The following is an 18,205-nucleotide window of genomic DNA, read 5'->3' on the forward strand; positions in this document are numbered from 1 at the left end:
TGTATTGATAAAGAGTCTTAATTGAAATCTACAGCCTCTCTTTTAGGTTTTTTAATATCTTGGTCGTCGTTTTTGTCAGATTTAGTTCTTCTGGATTTTCGATTGCCTTCTTCCATAACTGACATTCCATTATCTTCACTTTTTATTTCTTTATCCTTATGGAAATCCAATCGGTAAGACATTCCAAAATTAACACTGAAAACTGAAGGTGTGTCTTTTGTATTGAAAGTTACAGCAGTATCCAGTTGGAAATCTTTATTCCATAAGTAAGCACCACCAAATCTAAAAAGATTATCGGCATAAAAATCACTTTTAATACCTTGGGTTTCTCCAAAAACAACCCATTTCGGATTAAATGAATGCGTAAGCGTTAATATATATGAAAAGTCAGATTGGTCAGTTCCAATTCTGTCTTTGATCAAGTTCATCACAAACACCCAGCCACCCGAAAAATTATTTTGGGTAACTAGCATGGCTTTTGGACTAAAACCTTCAATTCCTGGTGCTACATAAAGATTGTTTTTAGTATCATAATTAGCTCCTAAATATAGAGATACAGCAGGTATTAGATACTTCCATTTAAAGCGATGGTTTGCTTTCCAGCTATACAAGTTTGGTTTGTCATCTTCTGCATTTTTATAAGGATCGAAAACCAAATATTTAGCACCCATGGCTAACGTTTTAAAATTAGCCCTATCTTCATCAAATGGAATGTTGGAAAAATACGTTTTTGTGTCATTTTGATACGTCCCTTCAATATTTAATTCAAGTTGTTCCCAAAGGAGGCCATATCGTGCTGCGAAATCAACTCCAAAACCAGAAACTTCCGTTTTTAAAGCTGGTGTGCGTTTTTCTTTAATGATATATGGGCCAACCTCAAACTGAATAACATTCACCCCCACAGAAAAGGCACTTCTGGATATGCCAGGTCTGTTAGAGTTAATCACATCCGTATATTGGGCGAATGTTTTGCTTGAAATTAAAATTAAGGTTAAAATGAAAGTAGATTTGATTTGGTTCATAACTAAGATTTTAGATAATTTCTAAATATAATTTCATCGTGCATATTTGTAAAATAATATCTAAATGGGATTCAAATATAGATATTTTATACTTTTTTTAAGTCTTTTCAACGTTTTTTAAATGATTAGAATTGTATTTTTGCAAAAAATATTTTTTATGCTACAACAAGCATCTGCAACTGGGTTAATAAGAACCATACTAATTATATTGGTAATTTACTATGTAGTAAAAGTAATGTCAAGAATATTTGCGCCAATACTCATAAAATATGTAGCAAAAAAAGCTTCTGAACGTTTTGGTGGTCAGTTTGGCGATTTTCAAAAATCTCAGCAAGAAGCTGCGAAAAAAGAGGGTGAAGTAACCATAGATAAAATGCCAAATACTAAAACTTCGAATAAAGACGTTGGTGAATATGTGGATTACGAAGAAATTGACTAATTTTCACAATCATTTTTAATCTGTATTCATGCCATTTTCAATAAAAAATACTCTTCCCCATTTATTAGTTATCCTTGGCTTCATTGTGATGTCATTAGCCTATTTTAGTCCAGTTCTATCAGGAAAACAAATTTTTCAAAGTGATATCATGCAATACATAGGCATGAGTAAACAGCAAAATGATTTTAGAGAGGCAACGGGCGAAGAAACCTATTGGACCAACAGTGCCTTTGCAGGTATGCCAACCTATCAATTAGGTGCTAGATATCCTCATAATTATATTAAAAGTTTAGATTCTGCACTTCGTTTTTTACCAAGACCCGCAGATTATCTTTTTTTATACTTTCTAGGTTTTTACATCTTGATGTTAGTTTTAAAGGTAGATTATAAACTCGCCATACTTGGCTCTTTGGCATTCGGGTTTTCAACATATTTAATAATTATTTTAGGGGTTGGTCATAATAGTAAAGCGCATGCCATTGCTTATATGCCATTGGTTTTAAGTGGCATTATACTCACATTTCAAAAAAGATACATAGCTGGTTTTTTACTAACAACCATAGCCTTGGGCTTGGAAATAGTAGCTAACCATTTCCAAATGACTTATTATTTGATGTTTTTGGTCATTATTTTAGGAGTTGCCTATTTGGTGGATGCCTATAAAAAGAAAATTCTTCCTCATTATTTTAAATCTATTGGAATATTGGTAGGTGCTGTTATTTTAGCAGTAGCTTTAAATGCCACGAATATTTTAGCCACACAAGAATATGTAAAAGAAAGCACACGTGGTAAAAGTGAACTTACTATAAATCCTGATGGGTCGCCAAAAGTAGTCACATCAGGTTTAGATAAGGATTATATTACCCAGTTTAGTTACGGTATTTTAGAAACTTTCAATCTCTATATCCCAAGGTTTATGGGTGGTGGAAATGGTGAAGATGTTGGTCAAGATTCAGCTACCTATGAAGCTTTTAGAAAATTAGGCGCTACAACTAGTCAAGCAGTAGAAGAATCAAAACGGGCGCCTATGTATTGGGGAGAACAACCCATTGTAGAAGCGCCTGCGTATATTGGCGCCGTTGTTTTGTTTTTATTTGTGTTTGCCTTGTTTTTAGTAAAAGGACGATTGAAATGGTGGCTTGTTGGAGGAACTATATTGTCCTTATTATTGTCTTATGGGAAGAATTTAGGATTTTTAACAGACTTTTTCATTGATTATGTGCCACTTTACAATAAATTCAGAGCTGTTAGCTCTATTCAAGTTATTTTAGAATTATGTATTCCTATACTGGCTATTTTCGGATTGGTTAAATTATTTAATGATTTTGATAAGAAAGAAGAAAAACTAAAAGCATTAAAATATTCAGCCATCATCACGGGTGGCTTAGCTATACTTTTTTTAGTATTTAAATCCTCTTTTGATTTTGTAGGTGTTAATGATGGGGTATATCGTCAGAATTACGGACAAGAATTTCTTGATGCTATTAAATCAGACAGAAAGTCTATTTTCACTGCAGATACTATAAGAACACTAGTTTTAGTCATACTTTCAGCGGGAGCTATTTATTTATTTTTAAAAGATAAACTTAAACAACAGTGGGTTATTGTTGTTTTTGGTTCTCTTATTTTATTTGATTTAGTTGTGGTTGATAAACGTTACGTGAATAATGATGATTTTGTATCTGCGATTAAAGTAAATAAGCCATTTGTGGCAGATGAAGTTGATAACCATATTTTAAAAGACACAACCTATTATAGGGTGTTTGATCTAGTGAATGGGCCATCAAAAGCATCATATTTTCACAATTCACTAAACGGATATAATGCAGCAGAATTGAAACGTTACAGTGAGGTGTTTGACTTTTATGTTTCTAAAAACAACATTAATGTGCTTAATATGCTTAATACTAAATATATTATTGCACAAGATGAAAAAGGAAATATATTTCCTTATACAAATACAGATGCCAATGGTAATGCTTGGTTTATTAAAAACTTTAAAATTGTAGATTCTGCAAATGAAGAAATAAAAGCACTTGATAGTTTGGACAATAAAAATATAGCTGTTTTAAATAAAAATGATTTTAAGGTAGCAACTACCAGTTTTAAAGTAGATTCCACAGCGTCTATTAAATTATTAAAACATAAGCCTAACTATTTAAAATATCAATCTAAAAATTCAAGAAAAGGCTTTGCAGTTTTTTCTGAGGTGTATTATCCAAAAGGATGGAAAACATTTATTGATGGAAAGGAAACAACCCATATTCGATTGGATTATGTTTTACGAGGCATGGAAATTCCAGCAGGAGATCATGTTATTGAATTTAAGTTTGAACCAGGTGTTATTAAAACAGGAAGCAGCATTGCTTTAGCAAGTTCTATATTAGTTGGGCTATTACTATTGGGAGGTTTGTTTTACGAATTCAGAAAAAAATAAGTTTTTGTCATTCCTGTGAAAGCAGGAATCCATTATTGATATTCTATTTTCCCTTTAGAAAGGAATAAAAAATGGATAAAAAGAAAGTTTTAATCATAAGCTATTATTGGCCACCAGCAGGAGGCCCTGGTGTACAGCGTTGGTTGAAATTTGTTAAGTATTTGCCAGAATTCAATATTGAACCGATAGTTTATATTCCAGAAAATCCTAATTATCCTATAACGGATATAAGTTTAAATTCTGAAGTTTCTAAGGACTTGGTTATTTTAAAACAGCCCATAAAAGAACCTTATAAATTGGCCCGTTTGTTTTCCAAAAAGTCATCAAGTTCTATAAGTAAGGGTATTATCCCCATTCAAAGCAAGCAAAGCTTAATTCAGAAGTTATTGATTTATATAAGAGGTAATTTTTTCATTCCAGATGCGCGGATTGCTTGGGTAAAACCTTCTGTATTATATCTTTCAGACTATATATTAAAAAACAATATTGAAATCATTATTACCACGGGACCGCCGCACAGTCTGCATCTTATTGGGCTGCAATTAAAAAAAACACTAGGGGTGAGGTGGTTAGCCGATTTTAGAGATCCATGGACAACCATAGGCTACCATAAAAAATTAAAACTTTCCAAAACTTCAAAAGAAAAACATAAAGCTTTAGAAAAAGAGGTTCTAAATAGTGCTGATACCATTATTGTGACCAGTTATATTACCAAAACGGAATTTGAAAATATAACTAACCAACCCATTTCTGTAATTACGAATGGATACGATAATGAAACGGTGAACTATGTTTCATTGGATACTAAATTCTCTTTATCTCATATTGGATCGTTGTTGTCGGAAAGGAATCCAGAAATTTTATGGCAAGTTTTACAGGATTTATCGGAAGAATTAAAGGGGTTTAAGGAAGATTTACAAGTGAATTTCATAGGTTCGGTGAGTGAAAATATAATAGAATCCATAAATAATCATAATTTAACTGATAGTGTAAATAATATAGGGTATGTGTCACATAAAGAAGCAGTTGCTTATCAAAAAAAATCCCAAGTATTATTATTGATTGAAATAGATTCAGAAGAAACCAGATGTATCATTCCTGGTAAATTATTTGAATATATGGTTTCTAATAGACCTATTGTTGCTTTAGGACCAAAAGATTCCGATGTTGAAAAAATCATTAAAGAAAGCAATACCGGAAGCTATTTTTATTATAATGATTACCAAGCTTTAAAAGAAACTATCACAAATTATTATAAAGCGTTTCAAAACAATACATTACAATCTCATGCTATTGGACTTCAAAAATTTAGTCGAAAAAACTTAACAAAGCAATTGGCAGACGTTTTAAATAATTAATAGTCAGTAAAAGAGAAAACCCCACGAATTTTGCTTTGAGGCAAACATATCGCAGGGCTTTCCAACTAACCAACCAAAATCTTTATAGTCTTCTTTTTGTATTAGACTGTTTATTGTTATTACTAGAATGACTTCTATTTTCTGAAACTCTCGCCTGACTCTGAGCTTGTCTAATTGGTGCTTGTTGCACATTTCTAGACTGACTACTTTGAGCTGGTCTGGAGTTTACTTGTGGTGTACTTCTAGTATTATTATTTCTTTCTGTGTATATACGAGAATTTGAGCTTTCTGGTTTTTTATTATATGAATTATTTCTATTATTTTTTGAACTTTCAATTCTCGAATTATTATTTGGGCTCATGTTTTTGTTAACAGACTCTCTAGTTCTGTTGTTAGTCATGGTTTCTGTATTGTTTCTAGATATATTATTATCTCTTCTGCCAGTATCATTTTTTGAAGCCATATTGGTATTACTTCTAGAATTATTGAGATTACCATTATCTCTTCTATTATTGTTATTGGATGATTGGGATCTAGATTGAGACAATCTATTATCATTGGAATTATCACGATTGTAATTTTGTGAGGTTCTATTATCTGCATAATCTCTTCTGGAATTTCTATTGATCTCACTGATATTTCTAGAACTTCTGTTTACGGTTGCATAACTTCTATTTCTACTTATAACATCACCTCGTCGGCTATAAATGGCGGTTTTAGGTCTGTAATTGTTATAGAAAGGTCTATTATAAACGTAACGCACAGGCTTGTAATATTGTCTGTAAGGTCTGTTATAAACCACACAGTAATCATATGCAGGAACACTATAATAACGATGCCAAGGTCTGTATACATAATGTCTGTTATACACATTAATATATCCTGAGCAGTGTGTAAAAACGTTGTAGTTATTGTAATACACCTGTAATCCGCCTACACGAGATACATAACCATTGTTGTTGTAATAAATATTTACATTTCCAGCTTGGGAAATACGCCCGTAATAATCGTAATAAATAGGTGTGTTTTCTATTTGAATAATGGCACCATACTCATCATATTGTACATAAGCATTATAATCGTAACCAGAGTTAAAACTAATATTTACGTTAGGCGTACCAATCGATACATTTAAATTGGAATTTCCACGTAAAATATTAAAATCGAATTGCCCGTCAGGGAACACTGAAAACTCGATACCGTCCTCAACAAAAATGAAAGAGTTACCGTAACCATTGTTAATAATAGTATTTGTGTTTCCTGAGTTGGTTGTAGTGGCATTAACAGTAAACCCAGTAAGTAGGATACTTGCTAATAAGAATATATATTTTTTCATGATTTGTGAGTTTTAAGTACCAAACCAGTTGGTAATTTGTTATACACATTAGTATTTACAAACAGCGTGCCAAAAAACAATGACTATATTTAAAACCTTGTAAATCAACAAACAAAAGTTGATAACTTTTTAAAGTTGAAATGTATTGTATTTTAATTGAAGGAAAAAGAGTTAACTTTGTTTATAATAATATTTAAAATGTAGAACCAATTCTTAATAATGAGAATATGCTTTATGAAAAATAGATCTAAAATAAAAAGCACTTTACAATTATATTTTATAACATTTGCTTTTTTCTCTTTCGTTTCAATGGTTAGTTTCGCTCAGGAGAAATTTGGTGGTCTAGCTCTTTATACATTACGAGACGAAATGGCTTTAAGCCCAAAAGATGTTCTCAAAGAAGTTGCTAATATTGGCTATAAATACATTGAATCTGCCGAATATAGTGATGGTAAATTTTACGGGATGAGTCCGCTAGAGTTCAAAAATTACCTAAATGAAATTGGATTGATACCCATGAGTGCTCATCAAGGGACAGTAACCTTTGAAAACGCTGATAAAATGATTGAAGATGTGAAGGCTGCGGGATTTAAATATTTTGTGATTCCAGTGCCTCCTATGGGCTTATTCAAATATTATTCAGAAACCCAAAGTATGGGCATGACGGGAGGGGCGACTAATCTTGCTAAAATATTGAATGCCTTAGGTGAAAAATGTTATAACGCAGGACTAAAATTATTATATCACAACCATGATTTTGAATTTAAAAAGAATGAAGATGGTATTGTTACAATAGATTATTTATTAGAAAACACCAACCCTAATTATGTTAATTTTCAAATGGATTTATATTGGGTGACCAAAGCAGGTGCCAAACCTATCTCTTATTTTGAAAAATATCCTGGTCGATTTAAAAGTTGGCATATAAAGGATATGGATGAGCGAGGTAATTTTGCACCAGTAGGCAATGGAAATATTGATTTTTATGGGATTCTTGATAAAAAAGATTTGTCTGGAATGGAATTTTATTTAGTTGAGCAAGACTTGACTTTCAATATGAAGCCTATGGAGGCTATAAAGATAAGTCACGAAGGATTAAAAAGATTTGGCTTTGAGTAAGTTTTGATTAAATCAATTTATAAAATTACACATAACAAATTCATTAAAAATCCCAAAACGCATTAAAGCGTTTTGGGATTTTTATTTAAATAAGACATTTGAATTAAAAAGGTTTATCTCTTTTTCTGTTTTTTAACATTACCATCTTGTTTAAAGTAGTAGTAATTATTGTCATTATCATAACGCTCATTATTATTGACATAATCATTATGACGTACAGTATTATAAGCGACAAAACGGTTTTCTCGGTTTACATAACCACGAGTGGCAACGATTTCACCCCAACGGTTAAATTTGACACGTAAATTGCCAACATGTGTTAAGATCCCTTTTTTTCCATGTTCATAGTCCATAAAAACATTGCCAATTCGGGTGACTTTTCCAAATCTATCATAATTTATAAATATGTTATTAATACTTCGTATCATACCGTTTCTATCTCGTGTGATATTGGTTTTTATAGGGCGACTAGAGGTATAGTTAATCGTAGTTTTAGGGCCATTATAAGTGACGTTCACTGTATTTCGTCTAGAGTTTACCATATAATTTGTGTTAAAATCGAAACTACCATCAGGGAATATTAAAAATTCCACCCCACGTTCCATAAACGTAATAGGTTGTGCAAAACGATAGTGTTTTGTGGCATCTACATTATGATCCTTGTTAGGATTTTCTGCTGTTACAGTATGTATGCTAAGTAGCATACCTGTAAATAAAAGTAGTATTGTTTTCATGAGTTCTTAATTATTTCTTTAAATAATGGTCTTATGCAATTCACATAGCTAAATTTTAGGTATTACCCTAATTTTTAGGTATGTTCATTTCATAGTCTCAAAAATTAAAATTCCGCCTACTCTTTAGCTTTTCGGCTTTCGCTGTTGTTTTAGTGAATTCAATTTGCGTGCCAAAAATATAATCATTTGTTTGATGTCTGATTTTGAGCTGTTTATGTGTTAATAAATTTTGATTTATTATTTATGGCATTTGAGTTTGCTAAAAATAATTTCATAATTTTATAGTGACTAATTCAACCTGCATGTCCATAAAACACGTTGCCTGCAAGAACTGCGAACGCACATTTAAAGATGACTATAATTTTTGCCCGTATTGCGGACAAAACGATAAAGAAGAATTAACATTGGGTGTTTTGTTTAGTAATACCATCTCTAATTATTTTTCCGTAGATGCTCGATTTTTTAAAAGTTTTTGGCCATTAATGGCTAAACCTGGTTATTTAGCAAGTAAATTTGTTGAAGGTAAACGCTTGCGGTATTTACATCCTGCACAGATGTATTTATTTGTTTCAGTGGTGTTTTTCTTTTTCTTTTCTTTTATAGAACGGGAACAAGTAGAAAGCTTGGATAGAACTTTTTCTGAAAGCTTTAAAAAAGAAAGAGAATTAAATAATGATATAGGGGAAAATACCAAAGATTCCTTATTACTAGATAAAAAGAACAAAAAACATATAGCAGATTCCATAGCAAAAGTAGAAATAACCAAAGCTTTGGCGGGAACTGAAAAATACACTCATTTTTCTAATCTAGCTATAGATTCTTTAAATAGGAAAGTTGACAATAGGGAAAACGGGGATTTTGATTTTAAAAAAGCTGAAGTAGATTCTTTAATAGACGCAGGTGCTAGTAATGATATTATTTATAAAGCTATGGGTCTTAAGGAAGGGGATGGCTATTTTAAACAAAGATTGTATACGCAAGGGTTAAAAATTTACAAAACTAGACAAGGTGGAGGTATTTTAAAAACGTTTTATGATGCTGTACCCATTGCTATGTTCTTTTTATTGCCAATTTTCGCTTTAATTTTAAAGTTATTATATAGAAAACGAGGTTCGTATTCGTATCATTTAGTGTTTAGCTTCTACTATTTTGCGTTTTTATTTACGGTATTTACTATTATTATAATTGTTAATTTTATAGTGGATATACCAGATGGTATAGATTGGCTAATAGCCCTTTCTACCTTTATTTATTTATGTTTGGCACTTAGTAAATTTTATCAGCAAGGCAAATTCAAAAGCTTTATTAAAGGCAGTATGGCTTCCTTTTTATTTTTATCGTTTGTTGCGCCTACTACAGTGCTTATTTTAGCCATGTTCGCCTTTTTGTTTTATTAAAAAGGATTAGAGCTTTTCTTTTAAGTACGTTCCGATTTCAGATTTGGTTTTTATAACCTCTTCTGGGGTTCCAATGGCAACGAGATGTCCGCCTGTTTCACCACCTTTGGGTCCTAAATCAATGATATAGTCGGCACACTTGATTAAATCTATATTGTGTTCAACAACAATGATGGAATGACCTATTTCAATTAAAGCTTTAAATGATTTCAATAATTTTTGAATATCATGAAAATGCAAACCAGTTGTTGGCTCATCAAAGATAAAAAGGGCCTTATCTTTATTATTTGCTTTTCCTAAAAATGAGGCTAATTTAATGCGTTGTGCTTCGCCACCAGACAGGGTAGAAGAGCTTTGTCCTAAAGTTACATATCCTAAACCAACATCTTGTAAAGGTTGGAGTTTGGTTTTTATTTTATTTTGTTTGTTTGCTTCAAAAAAAGCAATGGCATCATCAATAGTTAAATTAAGAATATCATCTATATTTTTATCGGCAAAAGTGACTTCAAGCACTTCTTTTTTAAAGCGTTTTCCTTTGCAAGTTTCGCATTCTAAATGCACATCGGCCATAAATTGCATTTCAATGGTTACTTCACCTTCGCCTTTGCAAGTCTCACAGCGTCCACCATCTACGTTAAAAGAAAAATGCTTGGCTTGATAGTTTCTAAGCATGCTTAGTTTCTGATTAGAGAACAACGTTCTTATATCATCATACGCTTTAATATAGGTGACAGGATTTGAACGAGACGATCTACCAATGGGGTTTTGGTCTACAAATTCTATATGTTTTATATTACTAAAATGACCTTCTAAGGCACTAAATTGACCGGGTTTATCACTAAAATCGGTTAATTTTTTTTGAAGAGCAGGAAATAATATTTTTTTAACCAACGTACTTTTTCCACTTCCAGAAACACCCGTAATTACAGTCAGCATTTCTAAAGGAAAACGTACGTCAATATTTTTCAAGTTATTCTCGCGAGCTCCAATAATATCAATATAATATTTTGAGGTTCTTCTTTTTTTAGGGACTTCAATTTTTAATGTGTCGTTTAAATATTGAGCGGTTAAAGAATTTGAATTCAGTATGTCTGCATAGGTTCCTGTGGCAACAACATGGCCACCAAACGTTCCCGCTTCAGGGCCAATGTCAATGATGTAATCTGCTGCCTTCATAATATCTTCATCATGTTCAACTACAATAACCGTATTTCCTAAATCCCGTAATTGTTTTAAAACTAAAATTAAACGCTCGGTGTCTTTAGGATGCAAGCCGATACTAGGTTCATCTAAAATATACATAGACCCTACGAGGCTGCTTCCCAAAGATGTTGCAAGATTGATTCTTTGGCTTTCACCACCAGAAAGCGTGTTCGATTTTCTATTCAACGTTAAATAGTCTAGTCCGACATTAGCTAGAAATAATAAGCGATTATTAATCTCTTTTAATAATCTGTTAGCTATTTGGGTATCATAATCATTTAGCTCTAGTTGTTTAAAAAAACTACGTAACTTTTCTAGTGGCATTTCCACTAAATCTGTAATAGTTGCACCAGCAATTTTGACATAACCAGCTTCAACTCGTAAACGCTTGCCATTACAGGTTTTACATTTCGTTTTTCCGCGATAACGAGATAACATGACACGATTTTGAATTTTATAAGCTTTGGCTTCTAACTCCGCAAAAAATGAATTCAGACCTTCAAAATGTGCATTTCCGTCCCAAATAAGTTGTTTTTGGGCATCGCTTAATTGAAAATAAGGTTTGTGTATGGGGAAATCGAATTTGTGGGAATTATTAACCAATTGATCTCTGTACCAGCTCATGCTTTCGCCACGCCACGGAAAAATGGCATTTTCATATATGGAAAGCGCTGTGTTAGGGATTACCAAATCGTCGTCAATGCCAATAATATCACCATAGCCCTCACATTTAGGGCATGCGCCATAAGGATTGTTAAAACTAAATAAATGTACGTTTGGTTCTAAAAAAGTAATGCCATCCAATTCAAATTTGTTGCTAAAATGACGTTGTGTATTATCGGAAAGGGTTTCTATGATGCATTCTCCTTTGCCTTCAAAAAAAGCAGTTTCAATGGCATCGGCCAATCGGTTTAAAAAATCTTCTTCATTTTTTAAAATAATTCTGTCAACAACAAGATATGTGCTGGATTCTAATTTTTTATCAATGTTCGCGTCTTCAATTCTTAAAACATCATCGCCAACTTTTAATCTTGCGTAGCCCTGTTGATTCAGTACTTTAATTTTATCAGCTATTGAACGCCCATCTTCCAAGTGAATAGGAGCGAGAAGCAATAATTTTTCACCTTCAGGAAACGATTTTAAATATTCCAAAACATCTGTAGTGGTATCTTTTTTTACTTCATTACCAGAAACGGGTGAGTAAGTTTTGCCTATTCTAGCAAATAGTAATTTAAGGTAATCGTAAATTTCCGTGCTTGTACCAACGGTTGAACGTGGATTGGTGGAATTTACTTTTTGCTCTATAGCAATGGCGGGAGCAATGCCTTTTATATAATCTACTTTGGGTTTATCTAATCTGCCTAAAAATTGTCTGGCATAACTCGATAAACTTTCCACATAGCGTCTTTGTCCTTCTGCATATAGAGTATCAAAAGCCAAACTTGATTTTCCTGAGCCCGATAAGCCTGTTATAACCACTAATTTATTTCTGGGAATGACAACATCGATATTTTTTAAATTATGCAGTTTAGCACCTTTAATGATGATATTTTCTTTTGGATTTACTTCGGAAATATTAGTAATCATATATAGTAAGCGTATAATCTTGTAAAGATAATACAAGTATAACAACCTAAAAAATAGATTTTATCTTAAAGAAATATTAAAAAAAAATATTATTTTTTGTTTTTTAGGAATGATTGTTGTTATATTTGACTCATAATTACACAAATACATAAATAACAGCCTATAGCATAACATTACTTTTAAACTATTAACCCCAAGCAACGAAGGCTACTTCGCGGCAATAAAAGTAATTATTATGCAAGAAGAACTCATAACAGACGCCACTTTAGTTAGCTCCTACATTAAAGGAAATGAAAGCGCTTTAGAAATATTAATAAAGCGACACAAGCAAAAAATTTATAGTTTTATTTATTCAAAGGTATATGATAAAGATGTCGCCGAAGATATTTTTCAGGATACTTTTATTAAAGTCATACGCACCCTTAAAAAAGGTAATTATAATGAAGAGGGTAAATTTTTGCCTTGGGTGATGCGAATCTCCCATAATCTAGTCATTGATTTTTTCAGGAAAAACAACAGGTTACCAAAATTTGATAATAGCGGTGAGTTTAGCATTTTTTCGGTATTAAGTGATACTAGTTTAAATGCTGAAAACAGTATTATAAAAGAGCAGGTAGAATATGATGTAAGACGTTTGGTAGACGAACTTCCTGAAGATCAAAAGGAGGTGTTGCTAATGCGGATTTATAACGATATGAGTTTTAAGGAAATATCAGATAAAACAGGTGTTAGTATCAATACGGCCTTAGGGCGTATGCGTTATGCGCTAATTAATTTGAGGAAGATAATTGATAAACACAATATTGTTTTAACAAATTAATACAGATACACAATAAAGTAAATTTTGCTGCGTTATTAATTTATCAACGTATAATTTATTAAAATGGCAAAAAATTACACTAAAATTTCTATTGAAACATCAAATGATTTAAAACCTAAAGATGAAACTATTGATTTTCTTCTTAACTATTCAAAAGCTTTGAGTGTTTTAAAGTCGGCTAAGGTAGAGTTTGAATTAGTATTAAACTAAATCTTTGGAAAAGTCCTAATTTTTTAATTAGGACTTTTCTTATTTAAATAATCATTGATTACCGCTTTCCTGCCAATAGTTTTTGTGATTATATCTTTATCTAAATTCCAACCTCTAGCAGGTGAATATTCTCTGCCATACCAAATAATTTGCAAATGCAAATCATTCCATAATTCTTCTGGAAATAAACGTTTTGCATCTTTTTCAGTTTGAACCACATTTTTACCATTACTTAAATTCCATCTGTACATCAACCTGTGAATATGTGTATCTACCGGAAATGCGGGAACCCCAAAGGCTTGAGACATGACCACACTTGCTGTTTTATGTCCTACAGCAGGAAGTGCTTCTAAAGCTTCAAAACTTTGAGGCACTTGTCCTTCATGTTTTTCAATAAGTATTTTGGATAATCCATATATCCCTTTACTTTTCATAGGAGATAAACCAACAGGTTTAATGATCTCTCTTATCTCTTCAACCGAAAGTTTAACCATATCATACGGATTGTCAGCTTTCTCGAATAATAAAGGCGTTATTTTGTTTACACGAACATCTGTACTTTGAGCGGACATTAATACGGCGATAAGTAATGTGTAAGGGTCTTTGTGGTCTAATGGGACAGGTATTTCAGGATATAGCTTATTTAAAGTATTAATAATAAAGTTTACGCTTTCTTGTTTGGTCATTCCGTTGTAATTTAGCAATTACAAAGTTAGAAAATATGAACACATTAAAAGTAGGAGATAAAGCTCCAAATTTTACAGCTTTAGATGAACAAGGTAAAACGATTTCCTTAAGTGATTATGCAGGCAAAAAACTAGTTGTTTTTTTCTATCCGAAAGCAAATACACCAACGTGTACGGTTGAATCTTGTAATTTAAGTGATAATTACAAAACCCTTGTAGATGAAGGCTTTGAAGTAATTGGAGTTAGTGCTGACAGTCAAAAAGCTCAGACAAATTTTAAAAAGAAATATAAATTTCCGTATCCATTAATTGCTGATGTAAATAAAGATGTTATTAATGCGTTTGGGGTTTGGGGGCCTAAAAAATTTATGGGACGTACCTTCGATGGTATTCACAGAATCACTTTTGTTATAGATGAAAAAGGTATTATTTCAAAAGTTATTCACGATGTTAAAGCGAAAAATCATGCTTCTCAAATATTAGAATAAATGAAAAAGCCTCGTAATGAGGCTTTTATTATTTTCTTTTTTTAAGCGTAATAGGTTTTAATGTTTGCAATGGTTTACGTGTAAATCCGAACAGACGATAATCTTTAATTAAATCGGCCGTTCCTTCAGGCACCATATCTTCCCAACCTCTTTCGCCATCATCAATCATCTGCAGAATTTGTCTTGAGAAGATGTTCATGATGCTTTTATCATAATCCTTAATGTCAATCACTTTACCATTGTATTTAAAGAATTTATATAATTCTTTCATACGAGGATATACTTTTAAATTTTCACTATCTATAAGCTCACCTGTCTCTGGATCAAGCATAGGGTATAAGTATACTTTTAAATCCTTAAAGAATAATTTTCCAAAAGCCTCGAGAATACCACCGCTTAAATGACGATAATATTTTTCGTCAAAAATATCTACCAAATTGTTCACACCCATGGCAAGTCCCATTCTGGCTTTCGTGTAATTTGAAAAATATTCAACAACTTTATAATATTCCTGAAAATTAGAAATCATTACCGATTGACCAAGTGAGCATAGCAAATCGGCTCTATCCATAAAATCTTGCTCATCTATTTCTCCTTCTGCACGTAAATTGGATAGGGTAATTTCAAAGACAACCTCTGTATTTTCTTTGTCAACTTTATTTTCATTTATAAACATTTCGTATGACTTGTCATACATGGCCATATTTACTTTCGTTACGGGTCTAAAACTACCACGTAAAGCCAAAATATTTTTCTTGTATAAAATTTTAGCCGGCAAGATATTTTTACCATCTGGACCAAACATCACGGCATCTGTCATGCCATTCTTTACTAGTTGTAAGCTCATCAGCCTATTATCAACATTTTTAAAAGCGGGGCCAGAGAAGTTTATGGTATCTATTTCTAATTGATCTTTATCTAGATGATCATATAGATAACGTAGCAATTTTTTTGGTTCATTATATTTGTAAAAAGCGCCATAAATTAGGTTTAGACCTAAAACACCCAATGTTTCTTGTTGTAATCTGGCATCTGTTTCTTTGAAGCGAACATGTAGAATAATTTCATTATAATCTTTGCCAGCTTCAATTTGATATTTAATACCTACCCATCCATGACCTTTAAACTGCTTAGCAAAATCAATTGTGGCCACCGTATTGGCATAAGCAAAAAATATTTTATTTGGGTTTTTATCTCTTGTAAGACGTTTTTCAATAAGGCTCATTTCATGCGTTAGCATTTTTCTAAGTCGAGCCTCAGTAACATAACGACCATCATCTTCAACACCATAAATGGCATCACTAAAATCTTTATCATAAGCAGACATCGCTTTTGCTATGGTACCAGATGCGCCACCAGCTCTAAAAAAATGTCTGCAGGTTTCTTGTCCTGCACCAATTTCAGCAAATGTTCCGTAAATGTTTTCGTTTAAATTTATGCGAAGGGCTTTCGTCTTTAGAGAGGGAATGTCATCAAACTCTTTATCTCCTTTGATGGTTATTTCCATATTATTTTTAGGTTACTTTAGTGAACAAAACAAAGGTATCAAATATTGGATGCAAATAAAAAATTAAGTCTAATTTTGTTAATCTAATTCTATAGCTTTTTGTTTGAAGATAAAATGAACATAATTATTTTATGGTTTTTTTTAAAAAGCAGATTAAAAATTATGATTTAGACTTTATACAGTATTAATTTGATTTAAAACATTTTTTTTGAAAGTAACATTTTTAGGTACAGGCACATCCCAAGGCATTCCAATTATAGGGAGTCATCATCCTGTATGTTTAAGTAAAGATTTTAAGGACAAGAGATTGCGAGCTTCTGTATTAGTAGAACTTAATGGGGTTACATATTTAATTGACTGTGGGCCCGATTTCAGACAGCAAATGTTGATGAGTGGTTGTGAAAAAATTGATGCTATTTTATACACTCACGAACATTCAGACCATATTATGGGATTGGATGATATTAGACCCTTTTATTTTAAACAAGGAGATATCACCATTTATGGGCATAAGCGTGTGCTAAAATCTTTAAAGAAGAAGTTTGACTATATATTCAAAACAGAACACAAGTACCCCGGAGCCCCAACTGTTCTACCTAATCGTATTAAAAATAAGCCTTTTGAAATTAATAGTCAGGAGATTATCCCCATAAATGTAAAACATTTAAAGCTACAAGTTTTTGGATTTAGGTTTAATGATTTCGCTTACATAACAGACATGAAAACCATACAAGATAAAGAAGTAGAAAAGCTAAAAAATCTTAAGGTTTTAGTGGTCAATGCGCTTCGTATAGAGCCTCATTATTCGCACTTGAATTTAGAGGAAGCTTTACAGTTTATTGAAAGAGTTAATCCGGAAAAAGCCTATTTGACACATATAAGCCACATGATGGGTTTTCATGAAGAGGTAGAAAAAACATTGCCGAAAAATGTATTTTTGGCATATGATAATTTACAAATCACCATTTAAAAGTTTATTATGAAGCAAAAAATTTTCATGTATCTATTTGTTTTTTCCATATTGTTAGCTTTATTTCTGTATGTAAACTCTAAACGAATCATTGAAATTCAAAATAAAAAGTTAGAAACATACACCAATCAATTGGAAAAGTATAAAGACTCTCTTGCTACACTTCAAAATGACATTTTGGATGTATCCCATTTTAATTTAGATAGGAATGAAGATGCCATTTCTTATTTTGAAAACAAAGGTTATAAGATAGATGAATTAATTCCACTCATAAAAGATGAACTTTATAAGTTAAATGAAGCAAAAGGCGAACACCCCATAATTCCTTATGCCTCCAGCGAAGGAAGGCGCATGATGATTAATACCGTAAAACTTCTTAATCATAAATGGATTATAGCTGATTTTTCGGATGGAGACTATTGGGGAGAACTTTTTTTAACTTATGAAATAACTGACTCAAAAGAATTAAAATTTAAATTGGTGGAATCTTTCTTATATCCATTCAATTAATTTTTAATTCTAAAAGCAACTCCTTTCTGCTTTTTTGTTTCTCCAATATATGAATATTCATAGGTGTATGACGAATCAGTTGTTGTTAAAATCTTTAAATGAATATCTTTCTGCTCAACCCTGTTTTTTGGATGTATGGTTTTAAAAATCATTTCACAATCATTAATCCATCTGACATGCGAGGAATCTTTTTTTTGATTGTAAGTTTCAACCTGTAAACTATCCGTTCTGGAAAAAGTAGATGTGTACAATTTACCATCAATAGTGACTTCACTATAAAAATGGCCTGTTTTATAATCTTTACAATTTCTTTCGCTATTATAGCAGCCAAATAAACTAAGCAGGCTAATCAATATAAAAAACTTATTCATACATGTCATTT

17 protein-coding genes are annotated in these 18,205 nt (G+C 31.9%); 10 read left to right on the forward strand and 7 right to left on the reverse strand.

From position 1 onward, the window contains the following. Nucleotides 1-17: 17 nt before the first annotated feature. Nucleotides 18-1,022, reverse strand: a complete 1,005-nt coding sequence (locus DKT72_RS02050) for a transporter (protein WP_111307068.1) — start codon at nt 1,020-1,022, stop codon at nt 18-20. A 157-nt stretch (nt 1,023-1,179) separates the two neighbouring features. Here DKT72_RS02050 and DKT72_RS02055 point away from each other — a divergent pair, with 157 nt between their 5' ends. The 3 genes from DKT72_RS02055 to DKT72_RS02065 all read left to right on the forward strand — a co-directional run bounded on the left by DKT72_RS02055 (nt 1,180) and on the right by DKT72_RS02065 (nt 5,256). Then, the gene (locus DKT72_RS02055; RefSeq protein ID WP_111307321.1) at nt 1,180-1,461 is read left to right on the forward strand and encodes a DUF4834 family protein; all 282 of its coding nucleotides are present in this window, start codon (nt 1,180-1,182) and stop codon (nt 1,459-1,461) included. A gap of 28 nt (nt 1,462-1,489) precedes the next feature. Continuing rightward, a complete protein-coding gene (locus tag DKT72_RS02060; RefSeq protein ID WP_111307069.1) occupies nt 1,490-3,898 on the forward strand; it encodes a YfhO family protein in 2,409 nt (802 codons plus the stop codon). A 71-nt stretch (nt 3,899-3,969) separates the two neighbouring features. Continuing rightward, nucleotides 3,970-5,256, forward strand: coding sequence for a glycosyltransferase family 4 protein (locus DKT72_RS02065; protein ID WP_111307070.1), 1,287 nt, complete (start codon nt 3,970-3,972; stop codon nt 5,254-5,256). 82 nt (nt 5,257-5,338) lie between these two features. Here the strand turns inward: DKT72_RS02065 and DKT72_RS02070 are convergent, their stop codons facing one another. Continuing rightward, entirely contained in the window at nt 5,339-6,592 is a 1,254-nt protein-coding gene (locus DKT72_RS02070; protein WP_220628064.1) for a hypothetical protein, read from the reverse strand. Between the two features lie 234 nt (nt 6,593-6,826). Here DKT72_RS02070 and DKT72_RS02075 point away from each other — a divergent pair, with 234 nt between their 5' ends. Then, nucleotides 6,827-7,711 carry a sugar phosphate isomerase/epimerase family protein gene (locus DKT72_RS02075; protein WP_111307071.1) on the forward strand — a complete coding sequence of 295 codons (885 nt, stop codon included), beginning with the start codon at nt 6,827-6,829 and terminating at the stop codon, nt 7,709-7,711. A 113-nt stretch (nt 7,712-7,824) separates the two neighbouring features. On the opposite strand, the gene DKT72_RS02080 is transcribed toward DKT72_RS02075, so the two are convergent. Then, a complete protein-coding gene (locus DKT72_RS02080; protein ID WP_111307072.1) occupies nt 7,825-8,445 on the reverse strand; it encodes a hypothetical protein in 621 nt (206 codons plus the stop codon). 302 nt (nt 8,446-8,747) lie between these two features. Here DKT72_RS02080 and DKT72_RS02085 point away from each other — a divergent pair, with 302 nt between their 5' ends. Continuing rightward, entirely contained in the window at nt 8,748-9,842 is a 1,095-nt protein-coding gene (locus DKT72_RS02085; protein WP_111307073.1) for a DUF3667 domain-containing protein, read from the forward strand. Between the two features lie 6 nt (nt 9,843-9,848). Here DKT72_RS02085 and uvrA read toward each other — a convergent pair whose 3' ends face one another. Continuing rightward, nucleotides 9,849-12,632 carry an excinuclease ABC subunit UvrA gene (uvrA, locus tag DKT72_RS02090; protein WP_111307074.1) on the reverse strand — a complete coding sequence of 928 codons (2,784 nt, stop codon included), beginning with the start codon at nt 12,630-12,632 and terminating at the stop codon, nt 9,849-9,851. 235 nt (nt 12,633-12,867) lie between these two features. On the opposite strand from uvrA, the gene DKT72_RS02095 reads away from it, so the two are divergent. Both DKT72_RS02095 and DKT72_RS18340 read left to right on the forward strand, forming a co-directional pair. After that, nucleotides 12,868-13,452 carry an RNA polymerase sigma factor gene (locus DKT72_RS02095; protein WP_111307075.1) on the forward strand — a complete coding sequence of 195 codons (585 nt, stop codon included), beginning with the start codon at nt 12,868-12,870 and terminating at the stop codon, nt 13,450-13,452. 63 nt (nt 13,453-13,515) lie between these two features. Then, nucleotides 13,516-13,662 (forward strand): hypothetical protein, encoded by a 147-nt coding sequence (locus tag DKT72_RS18340; RefSeq protein WP_220628065.1) that lies wholly within the window; start codon nt 13,516-13,518, stop codon nt 13,660-13,662. Between the two features lie 23 nt (nt 13,663-13,685). Here DKT72_RS18340 and DKT72_RS02100 read toward each other — a convergent pair whose 3' ends face one another. Further along, nucleotides 13,686-14,348 carry an endonuclease III domain-containing protein gene (locus DKT72_RS02100; protein WP_111307076.1) on the reverse strand — a complete coding sequence of 221 codons (663 nt, stop codon included), beginning with the start codon at nt 14,346-14,348 and terminating at the stop codon, nt 13,686-13,688. A gap of 35 nt (nt 14,349-14,383) precedes the next feature. Between DKT72_RS02100 and bcp the strand changes: the two genes are divergently transcribed. Next, on the forward strand, nt 14,384-14,836 hold the full coding sequence (gene bcp, locus DKT72_RS02105; RefSeq protein WP_111307077.1) for a thioredoxin-dependent thiol peroxidase: 453 nt from the start codon (nt 14,384-14,386) through the stop codon (nt 14,834-14,836). Nucleotides 14,837-14,864: 28 nt separating this feature from the next. Here bcp and DKT72_RS02110 read toward each other — a convergent pair whose 3' ends face one another. Continuing rightward, nucleotides 14,865-16,343, reverse strand: a complete 1,479-nt coding sequence (locus tag DKT72_RS02110; protein ID WP_111307078.1) for a TonB-dependent receptor — start codon at nt 16,341-16,343, stop codon at nt 14,865-14,867. Between the two features lie 208 nt (nt 16,344-16,551). On the opposite strand from DKT72_RS02110, the gene DKT72_RS02115 reads away from it, so the two are divergent. Together DKT72_RS02115 and DKT72_RS02120 are read left to right on the forward strand one after the other, a co-directional pair. Continuing rightward, nucleotides 16,552-17,313 (forward strand): MBL fold metallo-hydrolase, encoded by a 762-nt coding sequence (locus DKT72_RS02115; RefSeq protein ID WP_111307079.1) that lies wholly within the window; start codon nt 16,552-16,554, stop codon nt 17,311-17,313. A 9-nt stretch (nt 17,314-17,322) separates the two neighbouring features. Continuing rightward, nucleotides 17,323-17,823 (forward strand): hydrolase, encoded by a 501-nt coding sequence (locus DKT72_RS02120; protein WP_111307080.1) that lies wholly within the window; start codon nt 17,323-17,325, stop codon nt 17,821-17,823. Here the strand turns inward: DKT72_RS02120 and DKT72_RS02125 are convergent. Then, nucleotides 17,820-18,194, reverse strand: coding sequence for a DNA topoisomerase IV (locus DKT72_RS02125; protein ID WP_111307081.1), 375 nt, complete (start codon nt 18,192-18,194; stop codon nt 17,820-17,822). The genes DKT72_RS02120 and DKT72_RS02125 overlap by 4 nt on opposite strands. Between the last annotated feature and the right edge of the window lie 11 nt (nt 18,195-18,205).

Source organism: Confluentibacter sediminis (assembly GCF_003258355.1).
GTDB lineage: Bacteria > Bacteroidota > Bacteroidia > Flavobacteriales > Flavobacteriaceae > Confluentibacter > Confluentibacter sediminis.

Coding starts and splice junctions, on each gene's coding strand:
- DKT72_RS02050 (WP_111307068.1), bottom strand. CDS start 1,022: ATGAACCAAATCAAATCTACTTTCATTTTAACCTTAATTTTAATTTCA.
- DKT72_RS02055 (WP_111307321.1), top strand. CDS start 1,180: ATGCTACAACAAGCATCTGCAACTGGGTTAATAAGAACCATACTAATT.
- DKT72_RS02060 (WP_111307069.1), top strand. CDS start 1,490: ATGCCATTTTCAATAAAAAATACTCTTCCCCATTTATTAGTTATCCTT.
- DKT72_RS02065 (WP_111307070.1), top strand. CDS start 3,970: ATGGATAAAAAGAAAGTTTTAATCATAAGCTATTATTGGCCACCAGCA.
- DKT72_RS02070 (WP_220628064.1), bottom strand. CDS start 6,592: ATGAAAAAATATATATTCTTATTAGCAAGTATCCTACTTACTGGGTTT.
- DKT72_RS02075 (WP_111307071.1), top strand. CDS start 6,827: ATGAAAAATAGATCTAAAATAAAAAGCACTTTACAATTATATTTTATA.
- DKT72_RS02080 (WP_111307072.1), bottom strand. CDS start 8,445: ATGAAAACAATACTACTTTTATTTACAGGTATGCTACTTAGCATACAT.
- DKT72_RS02085 (WP_111307073.1), top strand. CDS start 8,748: ATGTCCATAAAACACGTTGCCTGCAAGAACTGCGAACGCACATTTAAA.
- uvrA (WP_111307074.1), bottom strand. CDS start 12,632: ATGATTACTAATATTTCCGAAGTAAATCCAAAAGAAAATATCATCATT.
- DKT72_RS02095 (WP_111307075.1), top strand. CDS start 12,868: ATGCAAGAAGAACTCATAACAGACGCCACTTTAGTTAGCTCCTACATT.
- DKT72_RS18340 (WP_220628065.1), top strand. CDS start 13,516: ATGGCAAAAAATTACACTAAAATTTCTATTGAAACATCAAATGATTTA.
- DKT72_RS02100 (WP_111307076.1), bottom strand. CDS start 14,348: ATGACCAAACAAGAAAGCGTAAACTTTATTATTAATACTTTAAATAAG.
- bcp (WP_111307077.1), top strand. CDS start 14,384: ATGAACACATTAAAAGTAGGAGATAAAGCTCCAAATTTTACAGCTTTA.
- DKT72_RS02110 (WP_111307078.1), bottom strand. CDS start 16,343: ATGGAAATAACCATCAAAGGAGATAAAGAGTTTGATGACATTCCCTCT.
- DKT72_RS02120 (WP_111307080.1), top strand. CDS start 17,323: ATGAAGCAAAAAATTTTCATGTATCTATTTGTTTTTTCCATATTGTTA.
- DKT72_RS02125 (WP_111307081.1), bottom strand. CDS start 18,194: ATGAATAAGTTTTTTATATTGATTAGCCTGCTTAGTTTATTTGGCTGC.